Annotated in this window: 22 protein-coding genes; 21 read left to right on the top strand and 1 reads right to left on the bottom strand. The window is 72.0% G+C overall.

Annotated features, from left to right (window positions below; genetic code table 11):
* The first annotated feature begins 24 nt into the window (after positions 1-24).
* The 9 genes from iolC to ACQEV1_RS36520 all read left to right on the top strand — a co-directional run bounded on the left by iolC (position 25) and on the right by ACQEV1_RS36520 (position 9,062).
* Positions 25-954, top strand: a complete 930-nt coding sequence (gene iolC, locus ACQEV1_RS36560) for a 5-dehydro-2-deoxygluconokinase (protein ID WP_433400400.1) — start codon at positions 25-27, stop codon at positions 952-954.
* 177 nt (positions 955-1,131) lie between these two features.
* Complete coding sequence (locus ACQEV1_RS36555; protein ID WP_433400397.1) at positions 1,132-1,890, top strand: Cgl0159 family (beta/alpha)8-fold protein; 759 nt, start codon at positions 1,132-1,134, stop codon at positions 1,888-1,890.
* Positions 1,887-2,735, top strand: a complete 849-nt coding sequence (gene iolB / locus ACQEV1_RS36550) for a 5-deoxy-glucuronate isomerase (protein ID WP_285632317.1) — start codon at positions 1,887-1,889, stop codon at positions 2,733-2,735. Before ACQEV1_RS36555 ends, iolB begins: the two co-directional genes overlap by 4 nt.
* A 2-nt stretch (positions 2,736-2,737) precedes the next feature.
* Positions 2,738-4,597: a 3D-(3,5/4)-trihydroxycyclohexane-1,2-dione acylhydrolase (decyclizing) gene (gene iolD / locus ACQEV1_RS36545; protein ID WP_433400393.1), complete on the top strand. Its 1,860-nt coding sequence runs from the start codon at positions 2,738-2,740 to the stop codon at positions 4,595-4,597.
* Positions 4,598-4,606: 9 nt separating this feature from the next.
* On the top strand, positions 4,607-5,149 hold the full coding sequence (locus tag ACQEV1_RS36540; protein ID WP_433400390.1) for a hypothetical protein: 543 nt from the start codon (positions 4,607-4,609) through the stop codon (positions 5,147-5,149).
* 152 nt (positions 5,150-5,301) lie between these two features.
* On the top strand, positions 5,302-6,282 hold the full coding sequence (locus ACQEV1_RS36535; protein WP_285576497.1) for a sugar ABC transporter substrate-binding protein: 981 nt from the start codon (positions 5,302-5,304) through the stop codon (positions 6,280-6,282).
* An 81-nt stretch (positions 6,283-6,363) separates the two neighbouring features.
* Complete coding sequence (locus ACQEV1_RS36530) at positions 6,364-7,401, top strand: ABC transporter permease (RefSeq protein WP_285632324.1); 1,038 nt, start codon at positions 6,364-6,366, stop codon at positions 7,399-7,401.
* A complete protein-coding gene (locus ACQEV1_RS36525) occupies positions 7,398-8,243 on the top strand; it encodes an ATP-binding cassette domain-containing protein (RefSeq protein ID WP_433400386.1) in 846 nt (281 codons plus the stop codon). Before ACQEV1_RS36530 ends, ACQEV1_RS36525 begins: the two co-directional genes overlap by 4 nt.
* Before the next feature lie 234 nt (positions 8,244-8,477).
* Positions 8,478-9,062 carry a dihydrofolate reductase family protein gene (locus ACQEV1_RS36520; protein WP_433400383.1) on the top strand — a complete coding sequence of 195 codons (585 nt, stop codon included), beginning with the start codon at positions 8,478-8,480 and terminating at the stop codon, positions 9,060-9,062.
* 76 nt (positions 9,063-9,138) lie between these two features.
* Here ACQEV1_RS36520 and ACQEV1_RS36515 read toward each other — a convergent pair whose 3' ends face one another.
* Positions 9,139-9,432, bottom strand: coding sequence for a hypothetical protein (locus ACQEV1_RS36515; protein ID WP_433400380.1), 294 nt, complete (start codon positions 9,430-9,432; stop codon positions 9,139-9,141).
* A gap of 263 nt (positions 9,433-9,695) precedes the next feature.
* On the opposite strand from ACQEV1_RS36515, the gene ACQEV1_RS36510 reads away from it, so the two are divergent.
* The 12 genes from ACQEV1_RS36510 to ACQEV1_RS36455 all read left to right on the top strand — a co-directional run bounded on the left by ACQEV1_RS36510 (position 9,696) and on the right by ACQEV1_RS36455 (position 20,327).
* Positions 9,696-10,283, top strand: a complete 588-nt coding sequence (locus ACQEV1_RS36510; RefSeq protein ID WP_433400377.1) for a methyltransferase domain-containing protein — start codon at positions 9,696-9,698, stop codon at positions 10,281-10,283.
* 103 nt (positions 10,284-10,386) lie between these two features.
* Positions 10,387-11,190, top strand: coding sequence for an IclR family transcriptional regulator (locus ACQEV1_RS36505; RefSeq protein WP_433400375.1), 804 nt, complete (start codon positions 10,387-10,389; stop codon positions 11,188-11,190).
* Between the two features lie 18 nt (positions 11,191-11,208).
* Entirely contained in the window at positions 11,209-12,222 is a 1,014-nt protein-coding gene (locus tag ACQEV1_RS36500; protein WP_433400372.1) for an ABC transporter substrate-binding protein, read from the top strand.
* Positions 12,222-13,079: an ABC transporter permease gene (locus ACQEV1_RS36495; RefSeq protein WP_433400369.1), complete on the top strand. Its 858-nt coding sequence runs from the start codon at positions 12,222-12,224 to the stop codon at positions 13,077-13,079. The genes ACQEV1_RS36500 and ACQEV1_RS36495 overlap by 1 nt, the downstream gene beginning before the upstream one ends.
* Before the next feature lie 5 nt (positions 13,080-13,084).
* Entirely contained in the window at positions 13,085-13,828 is a 744-nt protein-coding gene (locus tag ACQEV1_RS36490; protein WP_433400366.1) for an ABC transporter ATP-binding protein, read from the top strand.
* Positions 13,828-14,589 (top strand): alpha/beta fold hydrolase, encoded by a 762-nt coding sequence (locus ACQEV1_RS36485; RefSeq protein ID WP_433400363.1) that lies wholly within the window; start codon positions 13,828-13,830, stop codon positions 14,587-14,589. The genes ACQEV1_RS36490 and ACQEV1_RS36485 overlap by 1 nt, the downstream gene beginning before the upstream one ends.
* A gap of 1 nt (position 14,590) precedes the next feature.
* The gene (locus ACQEV1_RS36480; RefSeq protein ID WP_433400360.1) at positions 14,591-15,085 is read left to right on the top strand and encodes a (2Fe-2S)-binding protein; all 495 of its coding nucleotides are present in this window, start codon (positions 14,591-14,593) and stop codon (positions 15,083-15,085) included.
* Positions 15,078-17,477: a xanthine dehydrogenase family protein molybdopterin-binding subunit gene (locus ACQEV1_RS36475; protein ID WP_433400357.1), complete on the top strand. Its 2,400-nt coding sequence runs from the start codon at positions 15,078-15,080 to the stop codon at positions 17,475-17,477. Before ACQEV1_RS36480 ends, ACQEV1_RS36475 begins: the two co-directional genes overlap by 8 nt.
* Complete coding sequence (locus tag ACQEV1_RS36470; RefSeq protein ID WP_433400354.1) at positions 17,474-18,457, top strand: amidohydrolase family protein; 984 nt, start codon at positions 17,474-17,476, stop codon at positions 18,455-18,457. Before ACQEV1_RS36475 ends, ACQEV1_RS36470 begins: the two co-directional genes overlap by 4 nt.
* Complete coding sequence (locus ACQEV1_RS36465; protein WP_433400351.1) at positions 18,454-19,329, top strand: FAD binding domain-containing protein; 876 nt, start codon at positions 18,454-18,456, stop codon at positions 19,327-19,329. Before ACQEV1_RS36470 ends, ACQEV1_RS36465 begins: the two co-directional genes overlap by 4 nt.
* Positions 19,330-19,674, top strand: coding sequence for an NIPSNAP family protein (locus ACQEV1_RS36460; protein WP_433400348.1), 345 nt, complete (start codon positions 19,330-19,332; stop codon positions 19,672-19,674).
* Positions 19,671-20,327: an SRPBCC family protein gene (locus ACQEV1_RS36455; RefSeq protein WP_433400345.1), complete on the top strand. Its 657-nt coding sequence runs from the start codon at positions 19,671-19,673 to the stop codon at positions 20,325-20,327. Before ACQEV1_RS36460 ends, ACQEV1_RS36455 begins: the two co-directional genes overlap by 4 nt.
* Positions 20,328-20,331 lie beyond the last annotated feature (4 nt).

The raw sequence follows: 20,331 nt of genomic DNA, 5'->3' as shown, positions 1-20,331 counted from the left end.
ACGACCGCCGAGAGGAGGCCCGCCATGGCCTTTGACCTCATCACGATGGGGCGGGTGAGCGTCGACGTCTACCCGCTGCAGATCGGCGTACCGCTGGAGGACGTCGAGACGTTCGGCAAGTACCTCGGCGGCAGCGCCACGAACGTGGCGGTGGCCGCCGCCCGCCACGGGCGGAACACCGCGGTGATCACCCGGACCGGCGAGGACCCGTTCGGGCGCTACATCCACCGAGCGCTGCGCGGGTACGGCGTGGACGACCGCTTCGTGACGCCGGTGCCCGGGCTGCCCACCCCGGTGGTGTTCTGCGAGATCTTCCCCCCGGACGACTTCCCGCTGTACTTCTACCGCTACCCCAAGGCGCCCGACATGGAGATCCGCGCGGACGAGCTCGACCTCGACGCGATCCGCGCGGCGACGGTCTTCTGGGCGACGGTGACCGGCCTGTCCGACGAGCCGAGCCGTTCGGCGACGCTCACCGGCCTGGAGGCGCACGCCGGGACCACCGTGCTCGACCTGGACTACCGGCCGATGTTCTGGCCGTCGCCGGAGGAGGCGCGGCACTGGGTGGACAAGGCCCTCGACCACGTCACCGTCGCGGTCGGCAACCAGGAGGAGTGCGCGGTGGCGGTGGGCGAGAGCGACCCGCGCCGCGCCGCCGCCGCCCTGCGGGAGCGCGGCGTGCGGCTGGCGATCGTCAAGCAGGGGCCCAAGGGCGTCCTGGCCGCCGATGACGAGGGCGTGGTCGAGGCGCCGCCGGTGCCGGTCGACGTCGTCAACGGCCTCGGCGCGGGCGACGCGTTCGGCGGCGCGCTCTGCCACGGCCTGCTGGCCGGCTGGGACGCCGGCCGGATCATCCGCTTCGCGAACGCGGCCGGCGCGATCGTTGCCTCGCGGATCGCCTGCTCGGAGGCGATGCCCACCACAGCCGAGGTCGAGGAACTGCTCTCCCTATGAAGAAAGGACGGTAGTGCCATCAGCGAGCGGAGCGAACGAACCGACACGCACCGCGGCGAGCTCGCGCGACGGATCGGCGCGCTGACCGAGATCCGCGCGCACCGCCCGCGGGCCGTCGCCGAGGCGGCGGCCCGCCGGAAACGACGGCCCTCGCTGCTCGGCCCGTCCGGCCGGCTCATGATCGTCGCGGCGGACCATCCGGCGCGGGGCGCGCTCGCCGCCGGTGACCGGCCGCTGGCCATGGCCGACCGCCCGGAGCTGCTGCGCCGGCTCTGCGTCGCGCTGGAGCGGCCCGGCGTGGACGGCGTACTGGGCACCCCCGACGTCATCGAGGACCTGCTGCTCCTCGGCGTCCTGGACGACAAGGTCGTGATCGGCTCGATGAACCGCGGCGGGCTGGCCGGGACCTCGTTCGAGATCGACGACCGGTTCACCGCCTACGACGCGCCGTCCATCGCCGAACGGGGCCTGGACGGCGGCAAGATGCTGCTGCGGATCGACGACGAGGACCCGGCGACCGCCCGCACGCTGGAGTCGTGCGCGCACGCGGTGACCGACCTCGCCCGGCACGGGCTGATGGCGATGGTCGAACCGTTCATCTCCCGGCGCGACGGCGGCCGGGTGCGCAACGTGCTCACCCCGGACGCCATGACGCGGGCCGTCGCGATCGCCTCGGGCCTGGGCGCGACCTCGGCCTGCACCTGGCTGAAGGTGCCCGTCGTGGACGAGATGGAGCGCGTGATGGCGGCCTCGACGCTGCCGGCGCTGCTGCTCGGCGGTGAGGTCACCGACGACCGGGACGCCGCACTGGCGACCTGGCGCAAGGCTCTGGCCCTGCCCAGTGTGATGGGCATCGTGGCCGGCCGCACCCTGCTGTACCCACCCGGAGACGACGTCGCGGCCGCCGTGGACGCGGCGGTGGAGGTCATGCCTTGACAAAGCACTACCTGCCCCAGGGGAGCACGGCGTCCGCGCCGTACGGTCTGGTGGTCACGCCGGAGACGGCGGGCTGGACCTACTCCGGGCTGCGGACGCTGGAGCTCGACGGAGAGCACGTGTTCGAGACGGGGGAGGAGGAGATGCTCGTGCTGCCGCTGAACGGCGGCTGCGCGGTCGAGTGCGACGGCGTGACCTTCGAGGTCGCCGGGCGCGAGGACGTCTTCTCCCGCGTCACCGACTTCGTGTACGTGCCGAGAGAGGCCACCGTGCGCGTACGGGGGAACGGGCGGTTCGCGCTGCCGTCGGCGCGGTGCGAGCGGCGCCTGACCGCCCGGTACGGCCCGGCCGAGGACGTCCCGGTGGAGCTGCGGGGCGCGGGCGTCGCCAGCCGCCAGGTGAACAACTTCTGCACCCCGGAGGCCTTCCCGTACGCCGACAAGCTGATCGCCTGCGAAGTGATCACGCCGGGCGGCTGCTGGTCGTCCTACCCGCCGCACAAGCACGACGAGGCACGCGAGGGCGAGTGCGAGCTGGAGGAGATCTACTACTTCGAGGTGGCCGGCGGCGGCATGGCCTACCAACGGGTGTACGGCACCGAGGACCGGCCGATCGACGTGCTCGCCGAGGTGCGCACCGGAGACGTCGTGGTCATCCCGCACGGCTGGCACGGCCCGTCGATGGCCACGCCGGGCTACGACCTGTACTACCTGAACGTCATGGCCGGTCCGGGAGCGGAGCGGCAGTGGCTGATCTGCGACGATCCCGCGCACGCGTGGATCCGCGAGACCTGGGCGGGGCAGGAGCCCGACCCCCGCCTTCCCCTGACCTCGGCAGCGGAGTGATCATGAGGCTTACCACCGGACAGGCGATCGTCCGTTTCCTGGCGAACCAGTGGAGCGAGCGCGACGGCGTACGGCAGCGGTTCTTCGCCGGCTGCTTCGGCATCTTCGGGCACGGCAACGTCGCGGGGATCGGCGAGGCGTTGCTGGAGTACGGCCAGGACCTGCCGTACTACCAGGCGCGCAACGAGCAGGCGATGGTGCACACGGCGGTCGGTTTCGCGCGGGCGCACGACCGGCTGCGCGCGTTCGCGTGCACCAGCTCGATCGGGCCGGGCGCGACCAACATGGTGACCGGCGCGGCGCTGGCGACCGTCAACCGGATCCCGGTGCTGCTGCTGCCCGGTGACGTGTTCGCCACCCGCGTCGCCAACCCCGTGCTCCAGGAACTGGAGGATCCGCGTTCGTACGACGTGTCGGTCAACGACGCGTTCAAGCCGGTGTCGCGGTTCTGGGACCGGATCAACCGGCCCGAGCAGCTTCCCTCGGCGCTGCTGGCCGCGATGCGCGTGCTGACCGACCCGGCCGAGACGGGCGCCGTGACCCTTGCGTTGCCGCAGGACGTGCAGGCCGAGGCGTACGACTGGCCCGAGGAACTGTTCGCCGAGCGGGTCTGGCACGTGGCGCGGCCCGTGCCCGAGCCCGCCGCGCTCGCGCGGGCGGCCGAGCTGATCCGCGGCGCCGAGCGGCCGCTGATCGTGGCCGGCGGTGGCGTGATCTACTCGCGTGCCACGGATGAGCTGCGCGCCTTCGCCGAGGCGACCGGCGTCCCGGTGGGGGAGACCCAGGCCGGCAAGGGTTCGCTGCCGTGGGACCACCCGCAGGCGGCCGGCGCGATCGGCGCCACCGGCACGACCGCCGCGAACGCCCTGGCGCGCGAGGCCGACGTGGTGATCGGCGTCGGCACCCGCTACAGCGACTTCACGACGGCCTCGCGCAGCCTCTTCGGCCGGGCCCGGTTCGTCAACCTCAACGTGGCCGCGTTCGACGCGGCCAAGCACGCCGGCGTCTCGCTGGTCGCCGACGCGGCGGCCGGCCTGGCCGGGCTGCGCGGCGCGCTGGAGGGCTGGTCGGTGCCCGAGGCGTACCGGGAGGAGACCCGCGAGCGCGTCGGCCGCTGGAACGCCGTCGTGGACGAGGCGTTCCACCCGTCGGAGGAGGGCCTGCCCGCCCAGGCCGAGGTGCTCGGCCTCGTGGGCGAGGCGGCGCGGGAGCGTGACGTCGTGGTGTGCGCGGCCGGTTCGATGCCCGGTGACCTGCACCGGCTGTGGCGGCCCCGCGATCCGAAGGGGTACCACGTCGAGTACGGCTACTCCTGCATGGGATATGAGATCGCCGGTGGCCTGGGCGTGAAGATGGCCCTCGACGAGGGCGGCGACACCGGCCGTGAGGTGTTCGTCATGGTCGGCGACGGGTCGTACCTCATGATGTCCAGCGAGCTGGTCACCGCCGTGCAGGAGGGCGTCAAGCTCATCGTCGTCCTGGTGCAGAACCACGGCTTCGCCTCGATCGGCAACCTGTCGGAGTCGGTCGGCGCGCAGCGGTTCGGCACCCGGTACCGCTACCGCACCGACTCGGGCCTGGACGGCGAGGTGCTCCCCGTCGACCTCGCCGCCAACGCCGCGAGCCTCGGCGCGCGGGTGTTCACCGCGCGTACCGCCCCCGAACTGCGCGACGCCCTCGCGCGGGCCCGCGCCGCGTCCGGGACGACGGTCGTACACGTGGATACCGACCCGCTGCGCCCGGCCCCGGACGGCGAGGCGTGGTGGGACGTCCCGGTCGCCGAGGTCTCCGGCCTGGACACCGTACGCGAGGCCCGCGCCCGCTACGAGAAGGACAAGCAGGCACAGCGTCCTTATCTCTAGTCTCGGGACATGACCGTGGAGAAGCGCGGTCGACGCCGGGACCTGGCGGGCCCGGCGTCGACCATCGCACTGTGCCTGACCGTGGCGGCCGGGTTCGTCGTCACGATCAACGCGCTCGTGCACTCCGGCGCCGCCGGCTGTCCTCCGACTCCGCCGCGGGAAGGGCGGTTAGGACAGCAGGGCCGATACCGCGCGACCGACGCGAAGCTGCTCATTCCCGGGACCCCGCGAAGCCTCGTCGTCTGCCGCTACGAGGGCTCGGAGATCACCGGATGGAACCTGGGACTGCGGTCGGGCGTCTCGGTGGAGCGACGCGACGTCGCTCGCGTCGTGGAGAGGGTGAGCGGCGCGTCATTGGAACCCGGCGATCACAGCTGCCCCTCTTGGGCGTCGACGCGACTGACCACCCTGACCGCCGGATACGCCGACGCTCCCGACCTCGTGGTCTCGATCAGCGATGGTTGCGGCACCCTCGGCAACGGAACCCTGCGCGGCTACTTCGCCTCGGGCGCCGCGAGGTCGGCGCTCTTCTCGGCGCTGCCCCGGAGCTGAGATGCCCCCTTGATCCCTCGTAACCGAACAGAGACGGTCCGCGCCGGTTCGACACCCGGCGGAGCCGGTACCCTCACGCCACCAGCGGCCGGACCGCAGCCAGTGGCTCCGGCCGTATGAGGTGCGTGCCCCCCGAGAGGAGACCCAGAGACATGAAGCGGAAGGTGATCGCCGCGGCCCTGGCCGGCCTTCTGGCGCTGAGCGCGTGCAGTAGTTCGGGCGGGAAGAAGGCCGACGAGCAGGCGACCAAGGCCCTGAACGGCAGCGGCGGTCCCCGGCTCAAGATCGCCATGGTCACGCACTCGGCTCAGGGCGACGCGTTCTGGGACATCGTGCAGAAGGGGGCGCAGTCGGCGTCCGCCAAGGACAACGTGCAGTTCCTCTACGCCGCGGACCCGGACGGCGGCAAGCAGGCGCAGCTCGTGCAGTCCTACATCGACCAGCACGTCGACGGCCTCATCGTCACCCTGGCCAAGCCGGACGCGCTGAAGGACGTCGTCGCCAAGGCCGTCGCGGCCAAGATCCCGGTCGTGACGATCAACTCCGGCGCGGAGGAGTCCGCCAAGTTCGGTGCGCTCGCCCACTTCGGGCAGGACGAGAACATCGCCGGTCAGGCGGCCGGTGAGCAGCTCAACAAGGCCGGGATCAAGAAGGCGGTCTGCCTGATCCACGAGCAGGGCAACGTCGGTCTCGAGGCGCGCTGCGCGGGCGCGAAGAAGACCTTCTCCGGCCAGATGCAGAACCTGTTCGTGCAGGGCGCGAACATGCCGCAGGTCAAGTCCGCGGTCACCGCCAAGCTCCAGGCCGACAAGGGCATCGACGGCATCCTGGCCCTCAACGCCCAGATCGCGCTGACCGCCGTCGACGCGGCCAAGGGCAGCGGGAGCAAGGCCAAGGTCGCCACGTTCGACATGAACAAGGACCTGGTGACGGCGATCAAGGACGGCCGCATCCAGTTCGCCGTCGACCAGCAGCCGTACCTGCAGGGCTACGAGGCCGTCGACGAGCTGTGGCTGTACAAGCGCAACGGCGACATCCTCGGCGGCGGCCAGCCCGTGCTGACCGGGCCGGCGATCGTCGACAAGTCCAACGCGGACGCCGTGGCACCGTACGCGGACCGGGGCACCCGATAAGGACGGCGCATCCATGACCGAGCGAAGCGAGGGAATCGAAGGCGCGCCCCCGTGGTCACTCTCTCCGACGGAAGAGGACTCATGACCATCGCACCGCCCGCCGCGGACGAACGCGTCGCGGCCCGCTCGTCGTTCCGCAAGCTGCTGGGACGGCCGGAGATCGGCGCCCTCATCGGCGCCATCGTCCTGTTCGTCTTCTTCTCTCTGGTCGCCGACGCCTTCCTGCGCGCCTCGTCGTTCTCGACCGTGCTGTACTCCAGCGCGTCGATGGGCATCATGGCCGTTTCGGTGTCGCTGCTGATGATCGGCGGGGAGTTCGACCTGTCCGCGGGGGTGATGGTCACCTCCTCGGCGCTGATCGCGTCGATGTTCAGCTACGAGCTCACGCTGAACGTCTGGGTGGGCGTGGTGGTCTCCCTCGTGGTGACCCTCGCGCTGGGCTTCCTCAACGGCCTGCTGTACGTCAGGACGGGGCTGCCGAGCTTCATCGTGACGCTCGGCACCTTCTTCATGCTGGCCGGCCTCAACCTGGGGTTCACCAAGCTGATCACGCACAACGTGGCGACGCCGTCGATCGAGGACATGGACGGGTTCTCCCAGGCCCGCGCCGTGTTCGCCCGCGACTTCACGATCGGCGGCGTCCAGGTGAACATCAGCGTGCTGTGGTGGATCGTGTTCGTGGCGATCGCGACGTGGCTGCTGCTGCGCACCCGCTCGGGCAACTGGATCTTCGCGGTCGGCGGGTCGGCCGCCAGCGCCCGCGCGGTCGGCGTGCCGGTCACCCGTACGAAGATCGCCCTGTTCATGGGCGTGTCCTTCACGGCGTGGTTCTACGGGATGCACATCCTGTTCAACTTCAAGTCCGTGCAGTCCGGTGAGGGCGTCGGCAACGAGTTCTTCTACATCATCTGCGCGGTCGTCGGCGGCTGCCTGCTGACCGGCGGGTACGGTTCGGCGATCGGCGCGGCGATCGGGGCCTTCATCTGGGGCATGACGAGCAACGGCATCGTGTACGCCGAGTGGAACCCGGACTGGTTCAAGTTCTTCCTCGGCGCGATGCTGCTCGCCGCCACCGTGGTCAACCTGGTCGTACGGCGCCGGGCGGAGGCAGGAAAATGAGCACGACCGAGGAAGCGCCGCTGGTGCGGCTGGAGGGCGTCGGCAAGCGGTACGGGAACATCATCGCGCTGCGTGACATCGACCTGGAGGTCGGCGCGAGCGAGATCACCTGCGTGCTCGGCGACAACGGCGCGGGCAAGTCCACCCTCATCAAGATCGTCGCCGGTCTGCACCGGCACGACGAGGGCGTGTTCCGGGTCGAGGGTGAGAAGGTGTCGTTCGGCTCGCCCCGCGAGGCGCTCGAACGCGGCATCGCGACGGTCTACCAGGACCTGGCCGTCGTGCCGCTCATGCCGGTGTGGCGCAACTTCTTCCTCGGCTCGGAGAAGCGCACCGGCGCCGGCCCGTTCAAGCGGCTCGACATCCCGTTCATGCGGTCGACGGCCAAGAGGGAACTCCTCGACATGGGGATCGACCTGCGCGACGTCGACCAGCCGATCGGCACGCTGTCGGGCGGCGAACGCCAGTGCGTCGCGATCGCCCGTGCGGTGTACTTCGGCGCGAAGGTGCTGATCCTGGACGAACCGACCGCCGCGCTCGGCGTCAAGCAGGCGGGCGTCGTGCTCCGCTACATCGCCCAGGCCCGCGAACGCGGTCTCGGCGTCATCTTCATCTCCCACAACCCGCACCACGCGTACCCGGTGGGGGACCGGTTCCTGCTGCTCAAGCGGGGCCGCACCCTCGGGTACCACACCAAGGAGGACATCTCCCTCGCCGAGCTGACCGCCGAGATGGCGGGCGGCGCGGAACTGGAGGAGCTGGCGCACGAGTTGGAGAGCGCGGGCGTCCAGGGCGCCCCGGAACTCCGCGAGGACGCCCGCGACCTCGGCCTGTCCGACTGACCGGCCCACCCGCCCCGCCCTGCCCGGTTCGTACCGGGCAGGGCGGGGCGCCCGGGTGGAGGCGGACGGCCACTGCCGTAGGTGACCCGTCATGTGGCGGGGAGTGCCACCGCCCGAGGCGTCGCCGCGGGCTCGGCGTAAGTTCGTGGCGGTGTCGATTTCGCCGGTGGTCATCCGTGTAGGGGGTGACAGGGCCGCGACAGGCCGGCCCGCGGCAGGGAAGAGATCAGATCGATGCGTTCGATCACGGCCACGATGTTCGTCAGCCTCGACGGAGTGGTTCAGGGACTGGGCCGCCCGGACGAGGACACCAGCGGAGGCTTCGCCCACGGCGGCTGGGGCCCGCGGTACAACGACGAGGTGATGGGCCGGGAACTGGCCGAGGGCATGGCCAGGCCGGGAGACATGCTGTTCGGCCGCTCGACCTGGCAGGACTTCACCACCGCGTGGGCACATGCGACCGACGGCAACCCGTTCACCGCGCACCTGAACGCGGCCACGAAGTACGTCGTGTCCAGAACGCTGGAGGACGCGGACGCCTGGCAGAACTCGATCCTGCTGCGCGGCGAGGCGGCCGACACGGTGGCCGGGCTGAAGGCCCGGCCGGGCGGCGATCTGTCGATCAACGGCAGCGCGTCGCTGGTCCGGAGCCTGCACGCCGCCGGTCTGATCGATCGTTACACGCTGCTGATCCACCCACTGACCTTGGGCAATGGCAAGCGGCTGTTCGACGGGCCGGCCCCGCTGGCCGAATTCGCGCTGACCGGCAGCGTCACGACCACCAAGGGCGTGATCATCGCCTACTACACCCGCAGATGAGGGAAGGGGCCCTGCGGGGAGGTGGAACCCTCCTGCTGAGGCCCTCCTGGGGGAGCCGGCCCTCGCCTCCTCGAGGTCACGTCCTGTGAGCTGGTGCTTGATTCTCCGCGATGGGCCGTAGCCGGGTTGGCAGGTCGGACCGGCCGCTCACGGTCAGCCCGATCTGGGTGGCGCCGGTGATGTCGATCATCCCGGTGAGCAGCCCGAGGATCGCGCGCGGCGGGCCGTCCAGGACCAGGTCGGGGTCGGCGGCGTGGTCGGTCCAGGTGCGGACCTGACCTTCGTCGATCTCGATGACGGCCTTCTCGCCGGAGGAGAGGAGCTGATGACCGCCGGCGGAGCGCCGGGGTCGGCATCGGTCGTGAACCACGTGGGCGCGTAGGCGAGCCACTGCGCCCGGAACGCATCATCAGGCCGTTCGACGGTCATGTACCGCAGGCCCCACAGCCCCAGAGCCTTCAGCACGGGCTCCAGCGCCAGACCGTCCCCGGTGGTAGCCCACGAAGGTCACCATCGGGTTCTTCGCGCTGTTCGGGTTCATCTTCCTGATGACGCAGTTCTTCCAGTTCGTCTGGGGCCTACAGCCCACTGTCCACCGGCGTCCACCTGCTGCCGGTGGCGATCTCCGTCGCCGTGGGATCGACAGTCGGCACGCGGCTGGCCATCCGAGTCGGTACCAAGGCGGTCGTCACGGCCGGGCTGGCCCTGCAGGCGCTGTTCTACGTCTGGGTCGCCGCCGACATCGCTCCCACCCTCAGCTACGCGATCATCGCCGTTCAGATGGTCCTCTACGGCCTGGGCATGGGCCTGACTTCCGCCCGCGACCGAATCGATCATGGGGGCGGTCGCGGCTCGTCAGGCGGGGATCGGATCCGCCGTCAACGAATCCACCCGCCTGCTCGGCGGAACCCTCGGCGTGGCCGTCATCGGCAGCGTCTGTTCCTCGCTGTACGACTCACGGCTCGACGCCTCCCTCCGGCCACACTGCCGCCCCCGCTGACCAACCTCGCCCTGGCCGCCAGCGACCGGGTCCTGGACCTCGGCTCCGGATTCGGCGGCCCCGCACGCCAGATCGCTCGGCGCACCGCACACCACGTCGTCGGCATCGACCTCACGCCCGCCTACGTCGAGGCCGCACAGGCTCTCACCGCCAAGACCGGGCTGAGCGAGGTCGCCGCGCAGTTGCCTGAAAGTGCGCCGCCTCGCCGGCCGGCCCCTTGACACGGGCTCTAGCCTGACCGCTCTGTCCGGTTCGTGCCCGACAGGGCGTTTTTGTGTCGGTACACTATTGACATTAAGACCGTGTTCCAACTAGAAGTTACTTATGGAACAAGGGTCCAACTTTGCGGGCAGCGCTCAGCTCGAACGCTCGCTCGACATCCTGGAGCTGCTCGTACGCTCCGGCGGCCCGCGTCGGCTCACCGAGATCGTCGACGAGGTCGGCGGGCCGAAGGCGACCATCCACCGCCTGCTGACCACACTTCAGGCGCGGGGCTACGTCACCCAGGAGCCGCGCACGTCCCTCTACTCGGCCGGCGTCCGCTGCTTCGAGCTCGGCAGCATGTGGGTGCAGAACCTCGATCTGCGCGCCGTCGCCGCCCCCCACCTCGCGGAGCTGAACGAGGAGACGGGGGAGACGATCCACCTCGCGGTCTACGACCACGGCGACGTCGTCTACATCGAGAAGCTGGAGAGCCGCCAGCCGGTCGTGGCCAAGTCCTACGTGGGCCGCCGCTGCCCGGCCACGTGCGTGGCCACCGGCCGGGCGCTGCTGGCGTTCGAGCCCGCCGAGGAGATCGAGCGCGTCCTGACCGGCCCGCTGCCGGCCTACACCGCCGACTCGGTGACCGACCCGGCCGCGCTCGCCGATCTCCTGGCGGCCGTCCGCGACGAGGGACACGCGGTCAACCACGGCAGCTACCGCGACGGGGTCGGCGGTGTCGCCGCCCCGATCCGTGACCACACCGGGAGGGTCGTGGCCTCGGTCGGCATCTGCCTGCCCGAGCAGCGCTTCGGCCCCGACCGCTTCCCCGCCCTCCGCGACCGTACGGTCGCCACGGCCGTCGCCGTCTCACGGGCGCTGGGCGGCCCGGCGTCGCTGGTCACCGCCGCCCGGCATGACGCCTGACAACCCCGAGGAGCCGTGATGACCACACCGCGGAATCCGTCTGTGACCCGCCGGGCCCTGCTCGGCGGCGGCCTGTCGGCGATGGCGCTCGCCGCGGCCGGCTGCGGCTCGGCCGAGGGCCTGACCGTCGCCGCGGACGGCCGGGCCTCGATCCGGGTCCTGGCGTTCCGCGCCCCCTCGCTCGGCGCCTTCCTCCCCGCCGTGATCAAGAGCCAGGGCATCGACGTCGCGCACGGTCTGCGTCTCTCCTACGCCTACGCGACCCCGGACAACTACAACACCGAGTTCGCCTCCGGGCACTACGAGGTCGGCGCCAGCGCCGCGCTGCTGTCGGAGGCGCTGCGCACCGAACGCGGCGTCGCCGTGACCTACCTGTTCAACCTGTTCGACTACTTCACCGCGGTCGTCACCTCCGAGCCCGCCATCCGCGGGCTGGAGGACCTGCGCGGCCACAGCCTCGCCGCGGCGACCGGCACGACGAACCACGCGATGTTCGAGTGGTTCGCCCGCCAGGCCGGGCTCGACCTGCACAAGGTCGAACTCCTCAACCAGACCACCGCCGGCCTGTCGACGATGGCGCTCATGGGACGGGCCGACGCCACCGAGATCTGGGAGCCCGCCTACTCCTCGCTGCGGCACGCCAAACCCGGCATCCGCACCCTGGATCTGGGCCTGTCCAGCTGGCAACGGGCGTTCGGCACCGACCAGATGCCCTACCTCGGCCTGGCCGCCCACACGGGGTGGGCGCGGTCCCACCCGGACACGGTCGCCACCCTTTACAAGATCTACTCCGACGCCGCCACCTTCACCCGGCGCGAGCCGGCGAAGGCCGCCAAGGCCATCGCCGCCGCGATACCCAAGGGCAAGCCGGCCACGATCCAGGCGCTCATCGAGGACAACACTCGCCTGCGCCTCAACGTACAGCCCGCCGCCCAGCTGACCGCTGGCATCCGCGCCGTGTTCGACGCGGGACGCCAGACCGGTTACCTGACCAAGAATCCACCTGCCGGAATCGTCTACCGGGGGCTTTGATGGCCACCTCAACCGTCACGCCGTCGCCCAAGGCGGCCTCCACCACCGAAACCAGACCCGCCCGGCGCCGGTTCCGCGACCCGAGCATGCCGATCCTGATCGTCGTTCTCCTCGCGGCGTGGGCGATCGTGTCGCGCTTCACGCCCGAGTACGACGTGCCGAGCATCCCCAGCGTCGCCCGCGAGCTCGGCGCCATCCTCACCTCCGGCGACTCGCTGCGCAGCCTCTTCACGACACTGCTGCGCGTCTTCGCCGGGCTGGCCGCGGCCTTCGTCGTCGGCCTGGCCCTCGGACTGCTCATGGGCGGCGGGTCGCTCGCCGCCCGCTACCTGCTGCCGCCGATCCGCTTCGTCCAAGGCATCCCGTCCCTGTCCTGGGTGATCATCGCGGTGATCTGGTTCGCCAATGTGGAGTTCCGGATCTGGTTCGTGATGTTCCTCGTCACGCTGCCGGGGTTCGCGCTGCAGACGTACGACTCCTACCGCGCGGTGCCGGCAGAGCTGCGCGACATGGCGCGGTCCTTCCGCCCGGGCCGGTGGGCGCTGTTCCGCGAGCTCACGCTGCCGGCCATCACGCCGGGGGTCTTCACCGCGTGGAAGGTCAACCTCGGCCTCGGCATCCGGATGGTGCTGATCGCCGAGCTGGTCGGCGCGACGGTCGGAGTGGGCGCGCAGCTCCTGACCGCGCAGCAGCTGTTCGACATGGCGTCGGTGGTCTCGTGGACCCTGCTGCTCGCCGTCTGCATGCTGCTCATCCAAGGCGTCGTCGAGCTCATCGAGGCCTGGGCGCTGCGTTACCGGCCGTCCGCCGCCGGCCACACCCGTGTCTCCACCACCGCCCCGTCGCAGAAGGGCTGATCGCCATGCCCGTCATCGAGTTCACCGGGGTCGAGAAGACCTTCACCGACCACCACGCGCTGCACGACCTGACCTTCGGCATCGACGAGGGCGAGCTGGTCAGCGTCGTCGGTGTCACCGGCTGCGGCAAGTCGACCACGTTCAACCTGATCCTCGGCCTGTTCCCGCCCAGCGAGGGCACGGTACGGGTCGCGGGGCACGACCCGTACGCGGAGTTCGACTGGTTCCGCCGCCGTGTCGCGGTGGTGTTCCAGGACGCGCGCCTGCTGCCGTGGCGTACCGCCCTGCAGAACGTCTGCATCGGGATGCGGTTCGCCGGGATCCCCAAGGACCAGTGGCAGGACCGCGCACGCGACTGGCTGGCGCGCCTCGGCCTCGCCGGGCGGGAGAACGCCTATCCGCACCAGCTCTCCGGCGGGCAGCGGCAACGCGTCTCGCTGGCGCGCGCCTTCTCCGTCGACCCGGAGATCATCCTGTGCGACGAGTCGTTCTCCGCGCTCGACGAGATCACCGCGCAGGGGCTGCGGCGGGAGTTCGTCGACCTGGTACGCGAAGGCGGCAAGACCGGCGTCGTCATCACGCACTCGCTCGCCGAGGCGCTGACGCTCGGCAGCCGCATCCTCGTGCTGCGCCCGCCCGGACACCTCGCCGACGACATCGCCGTGCCGTCCGACCCGGACCCGGCCGTGCTGGAGGCGCTGCGCGCGCGGGTGCTGGCCGGCATGACCCCGGAAGGAGGCGCGGAGTGATGGTGCTGAACCACGTGAGCACCGGACCCGATGGCGACACGGCCGTGGTGTTCCTGCACAGCCTCGGCACCGACCACCGGATGTGGCGCGACCAGGCCGAGGCGCTGGGGACCCGGCACCGGGTGGTCCTGCCGGACAGCCGCGGGCACGGCGGCTCCGCCTGGACCGGCCCGCCGGCCGTCGACGACTGGGTGACCGACCTGGACGGCGTTCTGGACGCCGCCGGCGTACGGCGGGCCGTGCTCGTCGGGCTCTCCCTCGGAGGCATCCAGGCCATGGCGTACGCCGCCGCGCACCCCGGCCGGGTGTCCGCGCTCGTCGTCGCCGACAGCTTCGCCGCCCTCGACCCGGAGGTCGCCACGGCCAAGGCCGAGGGGCTGGCCGCGCAGGCGCTGTCGGAGGGCACCGCCGCGCTCGCCGACACCTACGTCGCGGACACCTTCACGGTCTCGCCGCTGCCACCGGGAGCCGAGGTGGTGCGGTCCGCCATCGCCGGCATGGACGCCGAGGCGTACGCGGCGACCGCCCGCGCCTGTTTCGGCGCCCGGGTGGAGGATCGGCTCGGCGCGGTCCGGGCGCCCACGCTGGTGCTGTGGGGCGACCGGGACCGTAAGACGCCGCGCGCGCTGTCCGAGCGGATCGCCGCCGGCGTCGAGGGCGCCGAGCTCGCCGAGGTCCCCGGCGCGGGCCACCTGTCCAACCTGGAGAACCCCGCGGAGTTCACACGCCTGGTGGCCGGCTTCGCCGACGGAAGGAGCTGACGTGGGCAGCCGACATGAGATCTGCCTGGTCGTCAACGGCGAGGAGCGCCGCGGCACGGCGCCCGCGCGGACGAGCCTCGCCGACTTCCTGCGCGACACCCTGGGCCTGACCGGCACACACCTGGGCTGTGAGCAGGGTGTCTGCGGCGCCTGCACGGTGCTGCTCGACGGCGCGCCGGTCCGCTCCTGCATCGTGCTGGCGGTCCAGGCCGAGGAGCGCGAGGTCACCACGATCGAGGGCGTCGGCGGGCCGGACGCCCTGAGCCCGGTGCAGGAGGCGTTCTGCGAGACCCACGCCCTGCAGTGCGGCTACTGCACCTCCGGCATGGTGCTGGCCGCGCAGGCGCTGCTGGACGCCGACCCCGACCCCTCCCGCGAGGCGATCGACGAGGCGCTCGGCGGCAACATCTGCCGCTGCACCGGCTACGTACAGATCCGCGCGGCGGTCGAACGCGCCGCGCGGACGCTCGCGGAGGAGGCCGTGCCGCATGAGTGAGTCCTACCGCTGGGTGTCCCGGCCGGGGAACATCCGTGAGGACCGGCGTTTCGTCACGGGCCGGGGACGCTACGTCGCCGATATCACGCCGGCGGGCACCCTTCACGTCGGCCTGGTCACCAGCCCGTACGCGCACGCCCGCATCACCGGCGTCGACGTGTCGGAGGCCCTCGCGCTGGACGGCGTGGTCGCCGTGCTGACCGGCGTCGAGCTGGCCAAGGACACCGATCCGCTGCGGCAGTACCTCGCCGTCCCGGAGGTCGAGTGGCGGCCGCTCGCCGTCGAGGAGACCCGGTACGCCGGGGAGTGGGTGGCCGCCGTGGTCGCCGAGTCCCGGGCGGTCGCCGAGGACGGGGCCGAGCTCGTCTCCGTCGACTACGAGCCGCTGGAGGCGGTGCTCGACCCCGAGGCCGCCGCGGCGCCCGGCTCGCCTCTCGTCCACGCGGCCCACGGCACGAACGTCATGGCGCACCGGGAGTTCCGGTGGGGTGAGGTGGACGCGGCGTTCGAACAGGCCGCCGGCACGTCCCGCGTCCGGTGTCGCTGGAACCGCAACTCCACAGTGCCGATCGAGACCTTCGGCGTGGTCGCCTCCTGGGACCGTACGCGCGACCTGCTCGACGTCTGGGCCTCCATCCAGATGCCGCAGTTCCCCGACCAGCTCGCGCACGCCCTGCGCATCCCCACGAACCAGGTGCGCGTGCACTTCGACGTCGACGTCGGCGGCAGCTACGGCGTCAAGCGCGGCATCAAGCACGGCGTGCTCACCGGCTACCTGTCGCGGATGCTCGGCGTGCCGGTGAAGCTCATCGAGGACCGCACCGAGAACATGCACGGCGGCGACTTCCACGGTCCCGACCGGATCTTCGACGTCGAACTCGCCTACACCGCCGACGGCGTCTTCACCGGCATCCGCATCGACGTGATCGACGACGAGGGCGCCTACCCCGGCCGGTCGCCGCTCCAGCTCGCCAAGCCGATCGGCGCCATCGTCGGCCCGTACCGGATCGGCGGCGTCGCCTACAACGCCACCGCCGTCGTGACGAACAAGACCGGGCAGGTGGCGGTGCGCGGGTTCGGCCAGTCGCCGACGAACTACGCGATCGAGGCCGCGGTGGACGCGGCAGCGCGTGACCTGGGCGTCGACCGGCTGGAGCTGCGGCGCCGCAACTTCATCCAGCCGGAGGAGTTCCCGTACCGGATTCCCAGCGGCACCGAGTACGACTCCGGGGACTACCCGGCCGTGCTCGACAAGGCGGAGGCGCTCGCCGACCTGGCCGCGCTGGAGGCCCGCCGCGACGAGATCCGCGCTTCCGGGCGCCTGGCCGGCATCGGCGTCGCGACGTGCCTGGAGCCCGGCGGCGGCAACGCGATCTTCGAGAACGTCATGAACCCGGCCAACGACAAGACGACCTTCCCGGAGGGTTGCCGGCTCCGCGTCGACTCCGACGGCCAGGTCACCGCGGTCATCGGGATCTCCTCCGCCGGCCAGAGCCACGACACGATGGTCTCCACCCTCGTGGGGGAGGAGCTGGGCCGCGACCCGCGGACGATCGCGGTGATCCGGGCCGACTCGCTCACCGGGATGCCCTCCCAGAGCCCCGTGGGCAGCCGGATGACGATCGTCCTCGGGCAGGCGATCCGCGGCGCCGCCGACGAGCTGAAGGCCAAGGTCGCCGCGATCGGCGCGCACAACCTCGGCGTGTCACCCGAGGAGGTCGGGTACGACGGCGGCGAGGTGTTCGTCCGTACGGACCCGGACCGACGGCTCGGCTGGCGGGAGATCGCCGCGATCGCCCACCGGAAACAGCACCGGATGCCGCCGGGGATCCAGCCCGGCCTGGAGGTCGTCCACGTGGCGCACACGCCGCGGTCCGGCACCCTCGCCGCTCCGGACGGCACGGTGCAGCTCTACCCCTGCTACTCGTTCGAGGCCCACCTGGTGCTCGCGGTGATCGACCCGGGCACCGGCCGGGTCGAACTCGACCGCTACTTCATCGCGCACGACTGCGGCACCGTGATCAACCCGGACGTCGTACGCGGGATGGTGTACGGCGGCACCGCGCACGGGATCGGGGTCGCGCTGTACGAGCAGTTCGCCTTCAGCCCGGAGGGGCAGCCGCTCACCACGTCCTTCATGGACTACCTGCTGCCCAGCGCCCACGAGGTCCCCGACATCGCCGACGCCGAGCACTGCACCCCGTCGCCGTTCACCAGCCTCGGGCAGAAGGGCGCCGGGGAGGCCGGCTACATGGGCGCTCCCGCCGCCGTGGCCGGGGCCGTCAACGACGCGCTCGCCGCGCGCGGCGCTCCACCGATCCACGCACTGCCCATCAAGCCGAGCGACGTCTGGTCGGCGCTGCGGGCGACCGAAGAACAAGGAGAGAAATGACCGCTATGCCGGTGACCGATATCCACGCACACCTCGTGCCCCGCGGGCTGCTGGAGGATCTGGCCGCGGGCCGCGTGCGGTTCCCGCATGTCGAGGTGCGCCCGCACGAGGCCACGCACGTCGTCAGCTTCGCCGGCGGAACGCCCACCCGGCCGATCGCACCCGGCCTCGTCGACCTGGAGCGGCGCCGGAACTGGCTCACCGAGCAGGGCATCGGCCGCCAGGTCGTCGGCGGCTGGCTCGACATCTTCGGCTACGACCTGCCCGCCGACGAGGGCACCGACTGGTCGATTTGCCTGACCGAGGCGATCGGCGAGGTGGCCGCCGCCGACGACCGGCTCGTCGGGCTCGGCACGGTGCCGCTGCAGGACCCCGGACGCGCGGCCGAGGCGCTCGCGGCCTGCCGCGCCGCCGGCCTGCCCGGCGTCATGATCGCCACCCGGGCGGGCGGACGTGAGCTCGACGACCCGGCCTTCACCCCCTTCTGGGAGGCCGCCGACGCGACCGGCGCGGTCGTCCTGCTGCATCCGGGCTTCGGCGGCGCCAGCGCGCGGTACCAGGACTTCGGGCTGGTCAACGGGCTGGCCCGCCTGGAGGACAGCACCGTGACGCTCGCGCGGCTGCTGTACGCGGGCGTCCCGGCGCGGCACCCGGGCGCGCGGATCGTCATCGCGCACGGCGGCGCCGCCCTGCCGTACGTCCTCGGCCGGCTGGTCCGCAACCACCTCATCAACCCGGAAGGAACCGCCGACCCGCTGGAGTCGTTCGGCCGGCTGTACTTCGACAGCGTCGTGTTCGACCCGGCCGCGCTGGAGTTCCTCGTCGGCAAGGTCGGTGCCGAGCGGGTCCTGCTCGGCTCGGACTACCCCTTCCCGATCGGCGACCTCACGCCGCGCCAGGTGGTCGACCGGGCGGAGCTGAAGGACGGGGACCGGTCCGAGATCCTGGGCGGCGCCGTCGCGCGGCTCCTGTCGTCATGAAGCCGGTCGACTTCACGCTGCACCGGCCGGCCACGACGGACGAGGCGGTCGCGCTGCTCGCCGAACACTCCGCGGACGTCAAGGTGCTGGCGGGCGGCCAGAGCCTGCTGCCGTTGCTGAACTTCCGGCTCGCCCGCCCGGAGCACCTGGTCGACCTCGGGCGGATCGCGGCACTGGCCGAGCTGCGGCGTACGCGCGACGAACTGGTGGTCGGCGCCATGGTCGTCCAGGCGCGGGCCGAGGCGTCCCCGGCCGTCGCGGCGCACGCCCCGCTGCTCGCCGCGGCGTTCCCCAACATCGCCCATCCGCCGATCCGCAACCGGGGCACCGTCGGCGGCAGCCTCGCGCACGCGGACCCGGCCGCCGAGCTGCCGGCCGTCGCCCGGGCGCTCGACGCGGTGTTCGTCGCCGCCGGGCCGCGCGGGCGACGCGAGATCGCGGCCCGGGACTTCTTCCGCACCCACCTCACCACCGACCTGGAGGCGGATGAGCTGCTCGTGGCGGTCCGTTTCCCACGTGCCGCCCCGCGCACCGGCGCCGCGTTCGAGGAGGTGGGGCGCAGGCGCGGCGACTTCGCGCTGGTCGGCGTGGCCGCGCAGGTCACCCTGGACGACGGCCTGCTCGCCGACGTGCGCGTCTGCCTGACCGGCGTGGCGTCGACGCCGTACCGCGCCACCGAGGCGGAGGAACTGCTCCGCGGGCGCCCGCCGGAGCCCGCCGAGCTGACCCGCGCCGCCGACGCGGTCCGCGACACCGTCATGCCGAGCGACGACCTGCACGCGACCGCCGGCTACCGAAAGGACGTGGCCGGCACCCTGCTGACCCGCGCCATCAGCTCCGCCTGTCGCCGTGCCGTACCCGAGGAGAACTGAATGATCTACGAACTACGTGAGTACGTGGCCGTGCCCGGCCGCGCCGACGCGCTGCACGCGCGCTTCGCGGACCACACGCTCGGCCTGTTCGCCCGGCACGGGATGCGGGTCGCCGGATTCTGGACCGACCGGGCGGACCGCGACCGCGTCGTCTACCTGCTGGCCTTCCCGGACGCCGACGCCCAGCGCGCGGCGTGGGCCGCGTTCCAGGCCGACCCCGACTGGCAGCGGGTGAAGGCGGCGAGCGAGGCGGACGGAAAGATCGTCGCGGAGATGCACAGCCGCACGCTGGACCGCGCGCCGTACTGGCCGCACGAGACCGTGAGCTCGGAGGGCGGGCGATGAGACTCGAGAACACCTTCCGCGTGCCGCTGCCGGTCGAGCGGACCTGGGAGCTGCTGACCGACCTGCCCCGGATCGCCCCCTGCCTGCCGGGCGCGCACCTGGACGACGTCGTCGACGGCGAGTACCGAGGCGGCCTGTCCACCAAGATCGGCCCGATCACGGCCCGCTACCGGGGGACCGCCCGCTTCGTCGAGCGCGACGACGTCGGCCACCGCGGCGTCATCGAGGCACGGGGCCGCGAGGAGCGCGGTGCCGGCACCGCCGCCGCCACGGTGACCGCGACCCTGCACCCGGACGGCGACGGCACCCGCGTCGAGGTCGCCACCGAACTCTCGATCAGCGGCCGGGCCGCCCAGTTCGGCCGCAGCCTGTTCAGCGAGGTCAGCGCCGCGCTGATGGCCCAGTTCGCGAGCCGGTTGGAGGCGATGGCACGGGAGGGGACGACGGCCGCGCCCGCGCCGGTCGCCGACGGGCCGGGGGAGAGCCTCGACCTCGCCGCGACGGTGGTCGTCCCCGTGCTGCGCCGCGCCGCGGTCCCCGCCGTCACCGCCGTACTCGCCGGACTGGCCGGCCTCGTCGTCGGCCGCTGGAGCGCCCACCGGAGACCTCATGGCGGTGTCGATTTCGCCGGTGGTCGTTCGTGTAGGGGGTGACGGG

Source organism: Actinoallomurus sp. CA-142502, assembly GCF_050936355.1.
GTDB lineage: Bacteria > Actinomycetota > Actinomycetes > Streptosporangiales > Streptosporangiaceae > Actinoallomurus > Actinoallomurus iriomotensis.
Note: the sequence above shows the minus strand (reverse complement) of the source record. Positions and strands in the feature narration are given on the sequence as shown.

Coding starts and splice junctions, on each gene's coding strand:
- iolD (WP_433400393.1), top strand. CDS start 2,738: ATGAGGCTTACCACCGGACAGGCGATCGTCCGTTTCCTGGCGAACCAG.
- ACQEV1_RS36505 (WP_433400375.1), top strand. CDS start 10,387: ATGGAACAAGGGTCCAACTTTGCGGGCAGCGCTCAGCTCGAACGCTCG.
- ACQEV1_RS36500 (WP_433400372.1), top strand. CDS start 11,209: ATGACCACACCGCGGAATCCGTCTGTGACCCGCCGGGCCCTGCTCGGC.
- ACQEV1_RS36540 (WP_433400390.1), top strand. CDS start 4,607: ATGACCGTGGAGAAGCGCGGTCGACGCCGGGACCTGGCGGGCCCGGCG.
- ACQEV1_RS36525 (WP_433400386.1), top strand. CDS start 7,398: ATGAGCACGACCGAGGAAGCGCCGCTGGTGCGGCTGGAGGGCGTCGGC.
- iolC (WP_433400400.1), top strand. CDS start 25: ATGGCCTTTGACCTCATCACGATGGGGCGGGTGAGCGTCGACGTCTAC.
- ACQEV1_RS36460 (WP_433400348.1), top strand. CDS start 19,330: ATGATCTACGAACTACGTGAGTACGTGGCCGTGCCCGGCCGCGCCGAC.
- ACQEV1_RS36490 (WP_433400366.1), top strand. CDS start 13,085: ATGCCCGTCATCGAGTTCACCGGGGTCGAGAAGACCTTCACCGACCAC.
- ACQEV1_RS36535 (WP_285576497.1), top strand. CDS start 5,302: ATGAAGCGGAAGGTGATCGCCGCGGCCCTGGCCGGCCTTCTGGCGCTG.
- ACQEV1_RS36455 (WP_433400345.1), top strand. CDS start 19,671: ATGAGACTCGAGAACACCTTCCGCGTGCCGCTGCCGGTCGAGCGGACC.
- ACQEV1_RS36520 (WP_433400383.1), top strand. CDS start 8,478: ATGCGTTCGATCACGGCCACGATGTTCGTCAGCCTCGACGGAGTGGTT.
- ACQEV1_RS36485 (WP_433400363.1), top strand. CDS start 13,828: ATGGTGCTGAACCACGTGAGCACCGGACCCGATGGCGACACGGCCGTG.
- ACQEV1_RS36555 (WP_433400397.1), top strand. CDS start 1,132: ATGATCGTCGCGGCGGACCATCCGGCGCGGGGCGCGCTCGCCGCCGGT.
- ACQEV1_RS36495 (WP_433400369.1), top strand. CDS start 12,222: ATGGCCACCTCAACCGTCACGCCGTCGCCCAAGGCGGCCTCCACCACC.
- ACQEV1_RS36465 (WP_433400351.1), top strand. CDS start 18,454: ATGAAGCCGGTCGACTTCACGCTGCACCGGCCGGCCACGACGGACGAG.
- ACQEV1_RS36475 (WP_433400357.1), top strand. CDS start 15,078: ATGAGTGAGTCCTACCGCTGGGTGTCCCGGCCGGGGAACATCCGTGAG.
- ACQEV1_RS36530 (WP_285632324.1), top strand. CDS start 6,364: ATGACCATCGCACCGCCCGCCGCGGACGAACGCGTCGCGGCCCGCTCG.
- ACQEV1_RS36470 (WP_433400354.1), top strand. CDS start 17,474: ATGACCGCTATGCCGGTGACCGATATCCACGCACACCTCGTGCCCCGC.